The 14726-nt window shown below is 59.7% G+C and carries 14 protein-coding genes; 4 read left to right on the forward strand and 10 right to left on the reverse strand.

Annotation, left to right across the window (positions count from 1 at the left end; translation table 11 throughout):
* Positions 1-19: 19 nt before the first annotated feature.
* From EH164_RS04780 to EH164_RS04810, 7 genes are all read right to left on the reverse strand, one after another.
* On the reverse strand, positions 20-544 hold the full coding sequence (locus tag EH164_RS04780) for a rhodanese family protein (RefSeq protein WP_124967470.1): 525 nt from the start codon (positions 542-544) through the stop codon (positions 20-22).
* 2 nt (positions 545-546) lie between these two features.
* Complete coding sequence (locus tag EH164_RS04785) at positions 547-858, reverse strand: helix-turn-helix transcriptional regulator (protein WP_124967471.1); 312 nt, start codon at positions 856-858, stop codon at positions 547-549.
* A 139-nt stretch (positions 859-997) separates the two neighbouring features.
* The gene (locus EH164_RS04790; protein WP_124967472.1) at positions 998-2005 is read right to left on the reverse strand and encodes a LacI family DNA-binding transcriptional regulator; all 1008 of its coding nucleotides are present in this window, start codon (positions 2003-2005) and stop codon (positions 998-1000) included.
* A gap of 29 nt (positions 2006-2034) precedes the next feature.
* Entirely contained in the window at positions 2035-3444 is a 1410-nt protein-coding gene (locus EH164_RS04795) for a sucrose-6-phosphate hydrolase (RefSeq protein ID WP_124967473.1), read from the reverse strand.
* Positions 3444-4814: a sucrose-specific PTS transporter subunit IIBC gene (locus EH164_RS04800; protein WP_124967474.1), complete on the reverse strand. Its 1371-nt coding sequence runs from the start codon at positions 4812-4814 to the stop codon at positions 3444-3446. Before EH164_RS04800 ends, EH164_RS04795 begins: the two co-directional genes overlap by 1 nt.
* A 64-nt stretch (positions 4815-4878) precedes the next feature.
* Complete coding sequence (locus EH164_RS04805; protein ID WP_023480624.1) at positions 4879-6396, reverse strand: carbohydrate porin; 1518 nt, start codon at positions 6394-6396, stop codon at positions 4879-4881.
* 164 nt (positions 6397-6560) lie between these two features.
* A complete protein-coding gene (locus tag EH164_RS04810; protein ID WP_124967475.1) occupies positions 6561-7487 on the reverse strand; it encodes an aminoimidazole riboside kinase in 927 nt (308 codons plus the stop codon).
* 223 nt (positions 7488-7710) lie between these two features.
* Here EH164_RS04810 and EH164_RS04815 point away from each other — a divergent pair, with 223 nt between their 5' ends.
* The 4 genes from EH164_RS04815 (at position 7711) to EH164_RS04830 (ending at position 12313) form a co-directional block, all read left to right on the forward strand.
* A complete protein-coding gene (locus tag EH164_RS04815; RefSeq protein ID WP_241175002.1) occupies positions 7711-8085 on the forward strand; it encodes a DUF3592 domain-containing protein in 375 nt (124 codons plus the stop codon).
* Between the two features lie 231 nt (positions 8086-8316).
* A complete protein-coding gene (locus EH164_RS04820; RefSeq protein WP_023480653.1) occupies positions 8317-9405 on the forward strand; it encodes an ABC transporter substrate-binding protein in 1089 nt (362 codons plus the stop codon).
* A gap of 75 nt (positions 9406-9480) precedes the next feature.
* Positions 9481-11250: an iron ABC transporter permease gene (locus EH164_RS04825; RefSeq protein ID WP_054803948.1), complete on the forward strand. Its 1770-nt coding sequence runs from the start codon at positions 9481-9483 to the stop codon at positions 11248-11250.
* Positions 11243-12313, forward strand: a complete 1071-nt coding sequence (locus EH164_RS04830) for an ABC transporter ATP-binding protein (RefSeq protein WP_023480677.1) — start codon at positions 11243-11245, stop codon at positions 12311-12313. Before EH164_RS04825 ends, EH164_RS04830 begins: the two co-directional genes overlap by 8 nt.
* Positions 12314-12316: 3 nt before the next feature.
* Here the strand turns inward: EH164_RS04830 and EH164_RS04835 are convergent, their stop codons facing one another.
* From EH164_RS04835 to EH164_RS04845, 3 genes are read right to left on the reverse strand one after another with little or no spacing between them, the layout of a single operon-like run.
* Positions 12317-12949 (reverse strand): NrsF family protein, encoded by a 633-nt coding sequence (locus EH164_RS04835; RefSeq protein ID WP_124967476.1) that lies wholly within the window; start codon positions 12947-12949, stop codon positions 12317-12319.
* On the reverse strand, positions 12936-13487 hold the full coding sequence (locus EH164_RS04840; RefSeq protein WP_124971270.1) for a sigma-70 family RNA polymerase sigma factor: 552 nt from the start codon (positions 13485-13487) through the stop codon (positions 12936-12938). The genes EH164_RS04835 and EH164_RS04840 overlap by 14 nt, the downstream gene beginning before the upstream one ends.
* Before the next feature lie 8 nt (positions 13488-13495).
* Complete coding sequence (locus EH164_RS04845; RefSeq protein ID WP_124967477.1) at positions 13496-14716, reverse strand: protein-disulfide reductase DsbD; 1221 nt, start codon at positions 14714-14716, stop codon at positions 13496-13498.
* Positions 14717-14726: the final 10 nt, after the last annotated feature.

Below are 14726 nucleotides of genomic sequence, written 5' to 3' on the forward strand. Positions count from 1 at the left end.
GGAGGAGAAATGCCGCACATCAGGATCGGTTCCACGGCATCTTCGCCAGCAGCAGCGCCATGCCGCACCAGCCGCTTAATCCGGCAAACAGCAGGCCTGCGCCGACAAAGCCTGATAGCAGAAAGAAGGCCGGATTGAGCAGGTAGCCGAGCACCACGCCAAGTAGCACCAGGCTGCCCGCAACGATCTGCACCTGCTGCATCAGCGGGCGCGGCTGACGTTTATCCTGCACCGTCGGCAAGCCCGCGCGCTTCCAGTTCGCCAGCCCACCCTCCAGCAACAGCACCTGCGCAGGCGCGACAGCCTGCATCAACGCCTCAACGTTTTTCTGGGTACGCATTCCTGACTGGCAGTGGAAAATCACCGTTTGCGCGGGTTTTTCACTGCTCAATCGTTTACCGGCCAGCAGATCGTCCAGCGGCAGAGAGAGGGCATCGGGCAGATGTTCGCGGCGAAACTCATCCGGCTGGCGAATATCAATCAACGGCACGCCCTGCTGCTGTTGTATCCGTGCATCGTGCGGGGAAATGGATGTGTAGGACATATTCAGACCTCCGGGCAGTAGATGCCCTTAAGTGTGTTGACGATATGATTCACGGCGGGATCTTTGATGAAGTAGGTGATGCGCTGCGCCTGGCGCACGCTCTCAATCAGCCCCTCATCTTTCATGCGCGTCAGGTGCTGCGAGGTGGCCGACGGGCTAAGGCCGGTCAGTGCCGAGAGTTCGCCCGCATGGGTGCCGGGCGCATCGCAGAGCATGCACAAAATCAGCAACCGGCGCGGGTGGCTCATCGCTTTCAGCAGCGCAGCGGCCTGCTCTGCCTGGTTCTGTAACTGGGTAATGTTTGAGGGTGGCATGGTATTTTAGATTTTTCTAAATTTAGGAAAATCTAAAATACAAATGGAAAAGAAGCAAGCGCAACGTGCTCCCGTTGCGCTTATACGCTAAGCCGATTCTTATCTGAGTGGCGCGGTCATATCGCGCCAGGGGGATGCGTTAAGGATGACGCCAGCGCAGCGTGGCGGGCAGAATGCGCTGCGGCGTGGTCGGTTCGTTGCCGTCCACCAGTTGCGTGATGATATCGAAGCAGTCCTGCGCCAGGCGCGGAATGTTCTGCTCGACGGTATCGATGGGCAGCGAGAGCGAGTCGTAGAGATAGTGATCGTCGAAGCTGGCGATATGGATATCGCTTTCCATCAGGTGATGCTGGCTCATATAGCGCAACACCCCTTCCAGCAGGCCGCAGGCGGCGGTAAACAGCGCTTTGGGCGGGCGGCCGAGGCGCGCGCAAAGGGCGGCGAACATCTCATACCCGCTGCTCGGGTGATAATTGCCGTGAATGATCCACTCCGGGCGCGGGGTGACACCGGCGCGCTCAAGCCCCTGCATAAAGCCTGCAAGACGATCTTTGGTCGGCGATAAGCGCGGCTGGCCGCCAAGAAAATAGATCTCGTCCGGGTTGGCGCGCGCCAGGCGCTCGACCAGCTCGGCAGTGGGTGTGAGTGAATCGGTGATTACCAGCGGCAGCTGGGTGTCGCTGATATGGCGGTCAAACAGCACCACCGGCAGCTGTTCGCTCAGTTTTACGTAGTCGGCATCGTTCAACATGCTGGAGGCGACAATCAGGCCATCGACCTGGCGCGACACCAGGTTGTTTACCACTACGGTCTCCTGGCTGGCGTTTTCATCGGTGCAGGAGATAAGCAGTTGCAGGCCCGCTTCGCGACAGAGATTTTCCAGTTCGTGAGAGAAGACGGCGAAACCATAGTTAATGATTTCCGGCACCACCAGCCCCAGCGTATGGCTGCGGTTTTCGCGCAGCAAGCGCGCGTAAATACTGGGCTGATAGTGGTGCTGCTGGGCAATCGCCTGCACGCGCTCGCGCGTCTCCTGGGCGACGCGCAGCTCTTTGCCGCGGCCGTTAAGCACCAGGCTGGCGGTGGCTTTTGACACCCCCGCCAGCGCGGCAATATCACTGATGGTAACGCGTTTAGGTTTTCTCACGGTTTTGCATCGCTTAAGGAAACAAGCGCTTATTCTACCATGCAAGCTCGTAACGACCAGTAGCGCGCCCGCACTTCTGCGTCACCCGTAAGCGTTAAGCGCGCAGGCTGCTGCGGGAAGTAGCGGCTGTTCATCACCCCTTCGCCATCATTGATAAAGATCTCCACGCTTGAGCGGTCACAGAGGATCTGCAACTTGTGCGCCGCGCCTTGCCAGTAGCGGTAGTGCCACTCGCCGCTCTCAAAGCTTCTGCGCGCGAGGCGCAGTTCACTCTGGCTCCACTCAAGGATCAACGTGTCGGCGAAATTCAACGTGAGATCGCCTGCGCTCTCGACAATCAGCTCCAGCGACGCGGCATCCAGCGCGGGCAGCGCGTCGGCCTCGCCGTTGAAAGTGTGCTGCTCGCCGCGCAGCGCCTGAAGCTCAACGACCGGCTGTTGATAAAGCTTACCGTTGCGCGAGGTTAATTCGCGCAGGCAGGTCATCTGGTGGATCCAGCCGTTTTCGACGGTGGGCTGGCGCATCTCTTCCCCGTCCGGCACGCCCATCCAGCCAACCAGTAAACGGCGGCCATCTTCGCTCTGCGTGGTTTGCGGCGCGTAGAACTCAAACCCGGCGTCCAGCTCGTGAAACTCGCCGTGACGGAACTGCGCGTTGTCGTAATCCAGCTCGCCGCTGAGATAGGCGCTCGGGTGGGTGTTGAGCCAGCGCTTCTCGTCACGCGTAATCCCTTGCGGGCAGCAGATAAGATAGGTGCTGTCGCCAAGCGCGAAGAGATCCGGGCACTCCCACATATAGCCCGCGTCGCCCAGCCCGTTAAGGCCGCTGCCGGCGATCTCACCGAGGTTCTGCCAGTTCCACAGGTTTTCCGAGCGCAGTAGCAGCACTTTGCCCTGCAAATTGAGATCCTGCGCGCCAAGCACCATGTACCAGAAGTCGCCGTGTCGCCACACCTTCGGGTCGCGCACATGGCCGGTGTAGCCGTTTGGCAGCGGGATCGCCGGGCCGAGTTTATCGAAGCCGCCTGCACTGTTCTGCACCGCCAGACACTGCCAGGCGGTGCGCGTGCCGTCGTCAAACTTGACGTTGCCGGTGTAGCAGAGCGTCAGCACGCCGTCGTTATCCACGGCGCTACCGGAGTAGCAGCCGCTGCGGTCATACTCTTCATCCGGCATCAGCGCAATCGGCTCATGCTGCCAGTGGAGTAAATCCTCTGAGCTCCAGTGCCCCCAGCACTTGTGGTTGTGCTGGCAGCCCAGCGCGTTCCATTGATAAAACAGATGGTAACGCCCGCCCAGCTGGATAAATCCATTGGGATCGTTGAGCAGCCCGGTGACCGGCGCCAGGTGCCAGCCCGGGTAGAAGGGGTCGCTCAGCGCTTTCGGCTGGCCTTTCATCACCGCCTGTAAAATGGCGGGCAGCAGAGAGTCAGATGCCATTATTCCGCGTCCGTTTTGTATTTCAGCAAGAAGGAGAGAATGAAGGCGACGCTAAATGCGATAGCCATACCGATAATATAGTTAAGCAGCGAGCTGGCCTGCACAATCGCCAGACCCGGCAGCCCGGTGAGGCCTACCGCCGTCATATAGACATGCATCGACACCACCCACGCGCCGCCGACCGCACCGCCAATCAACCCGGCGATAAACGGCTTCATAAAGCGCAGGTTGATACCAAAAATCGCCGCTTCGGTAATGCCTAGCATCGCCGAGAAGGCGGACGGCAGAGTAATCGCTTTGATCTTCGCGTCTTTGGTTTTAAACCACACCGCCAGACACGCACCGCCCTGTGCAAAGTTAGCCATCGCCCAGATCGGCAGCAGGAAGTTGACGCCAATCGACGGGTTACCGAGCAGCCCGGCTTCAATGGCATGGAAGCTGTGATGCACACCGGTAATCACAATCACCGAGTAGAGCCCGCCAAACAGCAGCCCCGCCAGCCAGCCCGCGTGAGCAATCAGCGTACTAAGCACAAACGAGATACCGTCGCCCAGCGCGCGACCCGCCGGGCCGATAATCAGCATGGCGATAAAGCCGGAGATAATCACCGTCAGGAACGGGGTGAGGATCAGATCCAGCGCGTCCGGGATCACCCGGCGCAGCTGTTTTTCCAGCATGCTCATAAACCACACCGCCAGCAGCACCGGGAAGACCGTTCCCTGGTAGCCGATCATCGCCACTTCGATGCCGAAGAAGTTCATGGTGTGGAAGCCTGCCGCCACGCCCCAGGCGTTGGTCAGCGCCGGGTGGGTAAGGATGCCGCCGAGCGTTGCGCCGAGATAGGGGTTGCCGCCAAACTCGCGCGCGGCGGTAAAGCCAATCAGGATCGGCAGAATGATAAACGCCGCCGAGCTGAACATGTCGAGCATGATATAGAGCGCGTTATCCGGGTTGACCCAGCCGTAGGTTTTCACCATCCCCAGCAGGCCCATCAGCAGGCCCGACGCAACAATCGCCGGAATGATCGGCACGAAGATGTTCGACAGCAAACGGGCGATGCGCTGGAACGGGTTCAGTTTGCGCGCAGCGATATCCGCCGCTTCCGATTTGCTCGACTCGCTAATCCCCGCCTCGGTAATAAACGCGGCGTAGACTTTGTTCACCACCCCGGTGCCGAAGATGACTTGTAACTGCCCGGCGTTACGAAAACAGCCTTTCACACCGTCGACTTTGCCAATCGCGGCGGTGTCCGCTTTCGCGTCGTCCACCAGCACCAGCCGCAGGCGCGTCGCACAGTGCGCGGCGCTGGCGATATTCTCTTTGCCGCCGAGCAAGGGGAGCAGCGAGCGGGAAATTTGTGCAAAATCCATAACAACCTCTGTCTTGTTTTTAGGCTTTCAGACTACGCAAACGGCCCCCGCAGGGGCCGCGCTATCAGAACCAGGTTTCCATCTGTACGCCGAAGTTCCACTCGCCGCCGGCCTTGAAGCCCGCGCTGCCGAAGGCGTCATCCCCGGCGTAGTTATCCAGCCGGTGATCCCAGTCCATCCAGGTAGCAAACAGGCGGATTTCCGGGCGTTTCAGGAACTCGCCGACATCGCCCGCTTTCAGCGTTGGCGCAACGGTCAGTTTGTAGAAGCTGCCGCTCACGTTATTGCGGCCGTTGTACCCTTCCGGGCGCAGATCCATGTACTGATACGTCCCTTCATACTGCATTTCAAAGTTTTCCGTCAGCCCCTGAATCAGGCGCACGTTGGCGGTCGCCCACTGGTAGCTGTCGCCTTTGACGTAACGATCTTTACTGCTCTGCGCCAGCACCGCCGGGGCAATGTGCCAGCCGCCGCCGAGCGGCGTAATGCCGTAGCTCGCCAGGCGCCAGGTGTCGGCCTGCGACAGCAGCGCGCCGTCGGAGCCGATGGCTTTCACTTCCGCACCGAGGCCGTGACCGTAAAGCAGCGCGGTTTTTGCTGAACCTTCACGCAGGCCGTAGAAGCTGTCGTTGTGCAGGCCGAGCAGGGCGTGGACGCCGTTATCCGCCGCGTCGCTCTTCACTTTATTACCTTCCAGATCGAGGCGGTCGTCATTATCCTTCGCGCGCATGCCGCTGACCATCAGCTGCACCGGGCCGTAGTAGTTGTTCAGGGAGAGGATGTAGTTCTGCGCGGTGTTTTCGCTGTTTTCGATATCGCCAAAGGTGCGGCCATAGAGGGAGAGGTTGCTGCGCGCCTCGTCGCTCCACTTCATGTCGTACACCCCGGCACCGGTCCCGGCGAGGAACACCACATCGGAGTCGATCCAGTGGATATCGAAGTTATCGCGGTCGAAGCGTTTCCCCGCCCAGACGGTGGAGTCTTTAAATGCGCCGGTAAAGCTCGGCAGATGGCCGATCTCCGTAAAGGCCTGGCGCAGGTTGAGATCGCTACTGGAGGCGGTCCAGTCGTTATAGGTGCGCTGGCCGTCGGCAAGCATCACTTTAAAGCGGGTGGTCGCGCCGTTGGCGAGGGTCTGTTTATGTTCGAGGTTCATCTCGACATAGGTATCCGGTTCGTTACCCAGACGACCCACATGGCCGCCGGTCTCACCGGCTGGCGTTACGGTCGGGCCGCCCTGGGTTTTGCTCGCCGAATCGCTCATCAGCAGGCCGGAGCGGGCATAGCCGTGGAACTCAAAGCCGCCTTCATCGCTGGCTTTCTGCTCCAGTTTGGCGGTGCGCTGCTCAACTTGCGTGGTGGTAGTGTCGGTTTTTTGCTGTGCGGCCGCTAACTGCTGGGCCTGTTTTTCCGCAGCCTGCGCGCGGCTTTCGGCGGCATTAGCGCGCTGTTCAGCGGCCTGTAAACGCTGCTCCAGCGCGGCAAGACGTGCTTCAATGCTGCTCATGCTCGGGTCGGCGGCCTGTGCCGCTCCCGCGCTGAGAATAAGACCAAGGGTTATGGCGAGCGTGCTTTTTTTCATCATTTTGCATCCCTAAGGAAGAGCCATCATCACAGAGTTATTTTTGCTAAACCGGTTTAGGTGACGAATCATAATCGCGCATAATTTCAGGACGCAATGAAATTAGCTAAACCGGTTTAGTGAATGTGAGACGGCTCGCAAAACGAGACGTTAGGCCGCGCGCGTCAGGCAAGTTGCTCCTCAAGCTGGTGGCGCCAGGGCAGGGCGGTCATCGCCCCTTTGGCGGTGGTTGCCAGCGCACCGCAGATTTGCGCGCTCGCCAGCCGCGCGGCTAACTGCGGTTCGCTATCGGGCAGGCCGTGCTGCGCCAGCCCCCACAGCAGACCGGCGACAAAGGCATCGCCCGCGCCGGTGGTATCGACGCTGATTACCGGCAGCGTCGGGTAGTGGTAGCACTTGCCGTTCAGGCAGGCTTTCACCCCGGCTTTGCCCTGAGTGACCAGCAGCAGGGTGATGCCATACCGCGCCGCCAGCTCAGGCAGGCTCACCTCGTCAGCGGGCGCGTCGGCGATAAATGCCAGCTCCTCTTCCGAGAGTTTCACCACATCTGCCAGCACCAGCGCGCGCTCAATGCAGTGGCGAAGCTGGGCGCTGTCGGCCCATAAATCGTGGCGAATGTTGGGGTCGAAGCTGACAAACCCGCCCGCGCTGCGCACCCGCTCCATCGCGCTGAAAGTGGTGGAGCGCGAAGGCTCAGCCGCCAGCGCTATCGAGCAGCAGTGCAGCCATTCGCCGCGGGCAAACGGCGGCAGATCCGTTTCTGCAAGGAACAGGTCGGCGCTCGGGCGTACCATAAAGGTAAATGAGCGCTCACCCTCTTCATCCAGCGCCACCACCACGGTTGAAGTGCGGTGCTGTGCATCGGCACGCATATAAGCAGTGTCGACCTGCTCTTTCGCCAGCGTCTGGCGCATAAAGTGACCGAAGGGATCGTCGCCGACGCGACCGATAAAACCGCTATTCCCCTGTAAGCGCGCAATGCCGACCGCAACATTGGCCGGTGCGCCGCCGGGGCACTGCATCAGGCAGGCATCGCCCTGCGGCAATAGATCCACCACGGCGTCACCCAGACACCAGACTCGAGCTGACATGATTTTCTCCCGATAATGAGTACCGCTAAACATTAACTAAACCGGTTTAGCTGTTCAACACTGTTGGTGGGTTTATTGCGTTTTAGGGAGGTAGCGTCTCTTCTGATTGAAAGAGACAAGGCTGTGATGGTTTAAAAAAGCAAACAAACCCGGGGCTTTTAATACGTCCTGAAGAGTGGAAAAATGCGCTATCCGGGAAAAATTGCGGCCATCAGGACGAAAAATGACGCTAAAACCCCTTTACGAGATGCTGAGCAGCATAGCTGTGATAGTGGTGCTGTGGCTGATATACAAAGTATTCGCCTGGGTTCGGAAGCTTTTTATTGAGGTTCATGTAAGTAAAAACGGCATTGCTGCCAACGCCGATATCGTTGCGTTTAATCGCACTAACAGGATGGATCGCGCCTCGGTCTGGTGCGAAATAGCGGTCCGGTTTACCACGCGCGAAGGGCGTGTTGTACAAGCCACTATCACTGTGCCGCTGGCGTTTAAGGATGCGACGCGGCTGGCCGCCGGGACTGGCACGACGATAAAATATGACCCGCATAAACCCGAACATATTGTGCTGTACGATCGCCCCCTTATCCTCGGCGATTAATTTGTTAAAAAGCGTAAACAACTCTTACCTCTTTGCCCCGCCATTTTTCATCCTGAACAAAACGCCGTTCTGAATAAAATGCCGCTAACTCTCGGTAAAATAACGGCGTAATTGGCTTAAATCCCTTCAATGTCACAAAACCCGCAAAAAAGACCCCATCGCGTTGCATCGGGTGGGTAAGGCGCTATATGTTAAATTTGTGTTTACAAAATGATAAATAGGGGTTTGTTCATGGAGATGAAAAAAAGCGTACTGGCGGGCGTAGTAGCGGCTCTCTTTTCCTCTGCCGCTCTCGCAGCTGTCCCTGCGGGCTACCCGGCGGATTATCAGAAAATCGTCGATGCCGGCACCAAAGAGGGCAAAGTGGTGGTCTATTCAACGACCGACACCAAAGCCGCTGGCCCGCTGATCAAAGGGTTTGAAGCGCAATATCCCGGTATCAAAGTTGAATATAACGATATGAACAGCACCGAGCTGTATAACCGTTATCTTAGCGAGCAGGCCTCCGGTGGCGGCAGCGGCGACGTAGTGTGGAGTTCGTCGATGGACACCGCGCTGAAGCTGGCAACCGAATATGCCGATGAGTACGCCTCCCCTGAACAGAGCAAACTGCCGAAATGGGCGGTATGGAAAAATAAAGCCTATGGCACCACCTACGAGCCGGTGGTCTTTATCTATAACAAACGCCTGATCCCGCAGGGCGACGTCCCGGATTCCCACACTGCGCTGGCGAAGCTGATTGCCAGCCAGACCGATAAATTCAAGAGCAAAGTGACCACCTACGATATCGAAAAATCGGGGCTCGGCTTTATGCTCGCCGTTGAAGACAGCAAGCACGACAAAGAGTATTTCACCCATCTTGCGGATATCGCCAAAGGCGGCCTGACGGTGCAATCCTCCACCGGCACCATGATGGAGCGCGTCTCCTCCGGTGAAAACCTGGTCGGCTACAACATCCTCGGCTCCTATGCCGAAGCGCGTGCGAAAGCGGATAAATCCTTAGGCGTCTCCTACCCGAAAGATTATGTGCTGGTGCTGTCGCGCGTCTCCTTTATCAGTGCCGAAGCGGAGCACAGCAACGCGGCGAAATTGTGGTTTGACTATGTACTGTCGGAAAAAGGGCAGAGCATTCTGGCAAGCCAGGCGGATATCCCCTCCCTGCGTAACGATATCGAAGGCAGTAATGATATCGACGGCATGACCAAACTGCTCGGCGATGCGCTGAAACCGATCCCGGTTGATGAGTCGCTGCTTGAGTATCTGGAGCCGAAAAAGCGTCTCGAATTTATTAAACAGTGGCGCACCGCCGCCGGGAAATAGAGGCGTTGCCGGTTGTGTGCGGCGCTGTTCGCACACAACCCTTTCACTCTCATCTTCTGACCACAGGGATTTTCTATGAATATCGTGCGCAGAAAATGGCAAGGGTTACCGCGCGGCGTAACGGTCCTGATTACCGCCCTGGTGATCTACGTTCCGTTATTATTTATTGTCGTACAGAGTTTTCTTTCAGCGCCTTTCTTCTCCCGCAGTAAGGAGCTGAGCCTCGAATCCTTCGCCTTTATCTTCACCGACCCCGATTTTTACCTTGCCTTAAAGTCCGGCTTTATTCTCGCCTTTGGGCTGGTGTTTATTGCCATTCCGCTCGGCGGCATTCTCGCCTTCTTGATGGTGCGTACTGACCTGCCGGGGCGGCGCTTTATTGAGCCGCTGATCCTGGTGCCCATTTTCGTCTCGCCGATGGTGCTTGGCTTTGGCTATGTTGTCTCTGCCGGGCCGGTGGGCTTTTTGTCACAGTGGGCGCAACAGCTACTGGGGTTTGTGCCGTGGAACATCTACTCGATGTTCAGCATTGTGGTGATCGCCGGGCTAACGCACGTCCCGCACGCCTATCTTTATATCTCGTCGGCGCTGCGCAGCGTTGGCTCAGATGTCGAGGAGGCCGCGCGCACGGTGGGGGCCTCGCCTTTACAGGTGATGACCTCCGTCAGCCTGCCGATGGTGCGCCCGTCGATCCTTTACGCCTGCGTACTGCTCTTTTTCCTCGGGCTGGAGGTGTTCGGCCTGATGCTGGTGCTCGGCGATCCCGAAGGCAACATGGTGCTGGCGACCTATCTCTATAAATTGACCAACAAGCTCGGCACGCCCTCTTACCACCTGATGGCCGCCGTGGCGGTGGTGCTGATCTGTATCACCATTCCGCTGGTAATGCTGCAACGCCGCTTAATGCGCACCGCCAACCGCTTTGTCACCATGAAAGGCAAAGCGTCGCAGGCGCGCGCGCTGCCGCTGGGAAAATGGCGCTGGGTGGCAGGTGCAGTAGTGGTGGCGTGGCTGACGGTAACGATCGGTGTGCCGCTGCTGGGCGTGGTGCTGCGCGCCTTTATTTCCCACTGGGGGGTTGGCGTGCCGCTGTGGGATAACGTCTCGCTGGAGACCTTCCGCAATATTTGGCAGCAGCCGAACTTGCTGCGGGCGATTGTCAACTCGATGGCGATTGGCGTCTTCGGCGGCGCGCTGGCGGTGATCTGCTATCTGTTTGTCGGCATCGCGATGCACCGCAAACAGGATAACGTCACCCGCTTCCTCGACTACAGCGTGCTGGTGCCGCGCGCGGTGCCGGGTCTGCTCGCCGGTCTGGCCTTTTTGTGGGTCTTCCTCTTCTTACCGATGTGGCTCGATCAATCCCTGAAAAACGGCTGGCTGTCGGGGCTGCCGGTCTCTGAGTGGCTGCGTGACAACCTGATTGTCTGGCTGCGTTCGCTGCGCAACACCATCTTCAGCGTCTGGCTGGCCTACACCGTAGTGTGGATGGCTTATGGCCTGCGCCTTATCTCTTCAACCCTGCTGCAAGTGGGGCCGGAGCTGGAAGAGGCGGCGCGCAGCACCGGCGCGACACCGGGGCAGGTAACCCGCCATGTGACGGTGCCGCTGTCACGCTATGGCCTGATCGGCTCCTGGCTGCTGATGTTTTTGATCTTTGAGCGCGAATACTCCACCGGGGTGTATCTGCTCTCGCCCGGCACGGAAACCATCGGCTCGATGCTGGTGTCGCTGTGGGCGGCGGGCGCTATCGATATTGTCGCGGCCCTCTCGTTTATCAATATTTTGCTGGTGGTCATCGGTCTTGGTGTGGCCCTGCGTTTTGGAGTGAAATTACATGATTGAGCTAACGGTAGAGAATTTACACCTGACCTACGGCGACAACCCGGTGTTAAAGGGCGTGTCGATGGATCTCAAACGTGGCGAAGTGGTCTCCCTGCTTGGCCCCTCCGGCAGCGGGAAAACCACGCTACTGCGCGCCGTCGCCGGGCTGGAGAAGCCCACCCAGGGCCGTATCACCATTGGCAAAAATGTGGTTTACGATGGCACACCGCGCAGCGAAGTGCCGGCGGAAGAACGCAATCTTGGGCTGGTGTTCCAGTCCTACGCCCTGTGGCCGCACAAAACCGTGTTTGAGAATGTCGCCTACCCGCTGAAGCTGCGCAAAATCGCCGCTCACGAGATTAGCCAGCGGGTGCAGAGTGTGCTCGATCAGCTTGGCCTCGGCGCACTCGGCCAGCGCCACCCGCATCAGCTTTCGGGCGGTCAGCAGCAGCGCGTCGCCATTGGCCGCGCGCTGGTCTATAACCCGCCCGTGATCCTGCTCGATGAACCGCTCTCCAACCTCGACGCCAAGCTGCGCGAAGAGGCGCGCGTCTTCCTGCGCGAGTTGATCGTCAAGCTTGGGCTATCGGCGCTGATGGTGACCCACGATCAGAATGAGGCGATGGCGATTTCCGACCGCATTTTGCTGCTCAACAATGGGGTGATTGAGCAGCAGGGCACGCCGCAGGAGATGTACAGCAAGCCCTCAACGCTGTTTACCGCCGAGTTTATGGGCAGCAACAACCGCTTGCATGGCAAAGTGACAGAAGTTTCCAACGGCCGGGCGCGCATTGAAGGGGCGCAGTGGGCACTGTGGGGCGTGGCCGGGCCAGGCGTTAGCGCAGGGCAGGAGGCGACGGCGGTGATCCGCGTGGAGAGCCTGCGGCTGACCGAGACGCCGCAGGATAACTCGCTGGATCTGCCGATGCTCACCAGCATGTACCTGGGCGACCGCTGGGAGTATCTCTTCCGCACGCCGGTTGATGACTATGTGGTGCGCGTCTACGGCACGCAGTCGCGCGCGGCGCAAAACTACCGCGTGGTGCTGCCTGCCGATCAGCTGTGGATCTTCCCGAAAAAGTGACCGCTACGGCAGCGAAACCCAGCGGTAACCGAGCACTACGGTGAGCAGCACAATGGTGCTCACCGCGGCGATATGCATCAGCAGATCCGCCGCGCTGATGTGCGTCGGGTGGCAGAGCGAGAGCAGGGTCAGCGCCATACAGGCGACCCCTGCGCCCGCCGCGCCAAGGCTGCGGGCGGGAAAGAGCGTGCGGGTGCGGCGCAGGTAACCAACAACTATTGCCGCCATCGGCACGCTCACCGCCAGCATAAAGAGGTAGCAGTTTGGCCCCTCAACCATGCCGCTCGCCGGAACGCGATGCAGATGGAGATTCAAAAAGGTTGTCGCCAGCCAGACGCCAACCAGCGGCGCAAACCAGCCCCAGCCGAGCGGACGCTGCCCGGCAATACTGAGCAGAAAGGCGTTGCGGATTGCCAGCGTGCCGGTGGCGAAGGTCAGCAGCAGTTGCAGCATCGCCCACGGCGCACCGGCGTGCGACCAGTCGGTCTGCGCTCTGTGCAGCATCAGGCTTACCGCCACGCCACACGGCAGCGCCACGGCAAGCCAGCTTGCCACCCGCCAGCCGCTGCGCCAGGGCCGTTTTACCGGCTCTGCCGAACGGCCAAGTTTCTCAATTAACCACTCATGATCGGCCATGAAGGGCTCCTAACCGACGAAGATTATTCAGGGCGCGATGCAGCAGCGATTTGACGGCGGAGACCGTCAGGTTGTGCCGTGTCGCGGTTTCAGCAAGGCTCATTTCGCGCAGGTGAAAATGCTCAATCACCTCGCGCTGGCGTGCGGGTAGCTGGGCGAGCAGCGCCGTTAGCTCCTCTTCATGCAGGGTGGGCTGAGCAGCGGCGACCGGCTCTTGCAGCAGTTCGTCCGCCACTTCCCGCTGTTGATGGCGGCCGCGCTTTCGCAGCGCATCCACCGTGCGGGCATGGGCAATCGCCATCAGCCACGGCAAAAAGGGCGCGGCGGGATCGTAGGTGTGGCGCACCCGGTGCAGGGTCAGCAGCACATCCTGAATCACATCCTCGACCAGCTCGTCATCGGCAATCTGCTTACGCGCAAGCGTGCGGACAACCGGCACCAGCGCTTTAAGCAGCCGGGTATAGGCCTGGCTGTCGCCCGCCTGCGCCTGGGCCATCAGATGCGGCCACTCTTCCCGCGCTGCCTCCGCTTTATCCATCATCCGCCTTAGGTTTTTTTGCCGCTCGCCGCATTCAGGGCGTTGACCACAATTGTCGGCGTTAACACCTGCGGCAGGATGGTCGGCGCGCCGCCATCCGCCGGGTAGACGACATAGAGCGGCAGGCTGCCCTGGCCCAGCTCATTGAGCGCGTCATCAATATCGGCGTTAAATTTCGTCGAGTCCGCCACCATGTAGAGGGTGCCGCTCTTCGCCAGCGCCGTTTTGACCGCCTGGGTTGAGAGCGAAGTCTTCTCATTCACCTGGCAGGTGATGCACCAGGAGGCGGTGAAGTTGACGAAAATCGCTTTTCCGTGGCCGCGATTATCCGCCACTTTTTGCGGCGACCAGCTGGTCTCCTCCACCTGCGACGAGGCCAGCGCCGCGCCGCTGTTCACCACCGACGGCAGCGGCGCAATGGCAGCGATAATCAGCAGTGCGGTGGCGGCGAACAGCCCTTTATGGCCGCGCCCGGCGAAGCGGCGCTGCTGCGCCATGCCATAGAGCCAGGCGGCGAAGCTCATTACCACCGAAGCGGCAATGATTGCCGCCAGCGCCGTGTTGCCCGCCTGCTGCGCCAGCACCCACACCAGCCAGCCGAAGGCACCAAACATCGGAAAGGCCAGCCCGCGTTTCAGGGTGTTCATCCACGCGCCGGGTCGCGGCAGCCATTTTCCGAGAGCGGGGAAGAGCGAAATCAGGCTAAAGGGTGCGGCAAAACCGAGCGCGAGGACGAAGAAGATCGCCAGCGCGACAGCGGGCGGCTGCACCAGCGCATAGCCAATGGCACCCGCCATAAACGGCGCGGCGCAGGGCGTTGCGACAATAATTGAGAGCGCGCCGGTCAGCGCCGCGCGGATAAACGCCCCGCGTTCGATATGGATCTCCCCGGCCCGCTGCGCGGAGAGGCCCACTTCAAACACGCCGAGCAGGTTAAGCGCCGCCGCCAGCACAATCAGCGCCAGTGCGGCGATAACCAGCGGCGATTGCAGCTGAAAGCCCCAGCCGACGGCGCTGCCACCAGCGCGCAGCGCAAGCAGGATCCCGGCGAGGATCAGCATGGTCGCCACCGTACCGAGTAAAAAGCCCAGCCCTTCGCGGCGCGTCTGCCCTTGATCCCCGGTATGGCGCAGCAGACCCAGCGCTTTCAGCGAGATAATCGGAAACACGCAGGGCATAAAGTTGAGAATAATGCCGCCTGCGAAGGCGGCGAGCATGGCGGTTAACATAGTGATTCTC

It is taken from the genome of Kosakonia sp. CCTCC M2018092, from assembly GCF_003864115.1.
Classification (GTDB): Bacteria; Pseudomonadota; Gammaproteobacteria; order Enterobacterales; family Enterobacteriaceae; genus Kosakonia; species Kosakonia cowanii.

Excerpts from the sequence above, each read along its gene's own strand:
- EH164_RS04795 (WP_124967473.1), bottom strand. The coding sequence starts at position 3,444 with ATGGCATCTGACTCTCTGCTGCCCGCCATTTTACAGGCGGTGATGAAA.
- EH164_RS04845 (WP_124967477.1), bottom strand. The coding sequence starts at position 14,716 with ATGTTAACCGCCATGCTCGCCGCCTTCGCAGGCGGCATTATTCTCAAC.
- EH164_RS04785 (WP_124967471.1), bottom strand. The coding sequence starts at position 858 with ATGCCACCCTCAAACATTACCCAGTTACAGAACCAGGCAGAGCAGGCC.
- EH164_RS04825 (WP_054803948.1), top strand. The coding sequence starts at position 9,481 with ATGAATATCGTGCGCAGAAAATGGCAAGGGTTACCGCGCGGCGTAACG.
- EH164_RS04780 (WP_124967470.1), bottom strand. The coding sequence starts at position 544 with ATGTCCTACACATCCATTTCCCCGCACGATGCACGGATACAACAGCAG.
- EH164_RS04805 (WP_023480624.1), bottom strand. The coding sequence starts at position 6,396 with ATGAAAAAAAGCACGCTCGCCATAACCCTTGGTCTTATTCTCAGCGCG.
- EH164_RS04800 (WP_124967474.1), bottom strand. The coding sequence starts at position 4,814 with ATGGATTTTGCACAAATTTCCCGCTCGCTGCTCCCCTTGCTCGGCGGC.
- EH164_RS04840 (WP_124971270.1), bottom strand. The coding sequence starts at position 13,487 with ATGGATAAAGCGGAGGCAGCGCGGGAAGAGTGGCCGCATCTGATGGCC.
- EH164_RS04810 (WP_124967475.1), bottom strand. The coding sequence starts at position 7,487 with ATGTCAGCTCGAGTCTGGTGTCTGGGTGACGCCGTGGTGGATCTATTG.
- EH164_RS04835 (WP_124967476.1), bottom strand. The coding sequence starts at position 12,949 with ATGGCCGATCATGAGTGGTTAATTGAGAAACTTGGCCGTTCGGCAGAG.
- EH164_RS04815 (WP_241175002.1), top strand. The coding sequence starts at position 7,711 with ATGACGCTAAAACCCCTTTACGAGATGCTGAGCAGCATAGCTGTGATA.
- EH164_RS04830 (WP_023480677.1), top strand. The coding sequence starts at position 11,243 with ATGATTGAGCTAACGGTAGAGAATTTACACCTGACCTACGGCGACAAC.
- EH164_RS04820 (WP_023480653.1), top strand. The coding sequence starts at position 8,317 with ATGGAGATGAAAAAAAGCGTACTGGCGGGCGTAGTAGCGGCTCTCTTT.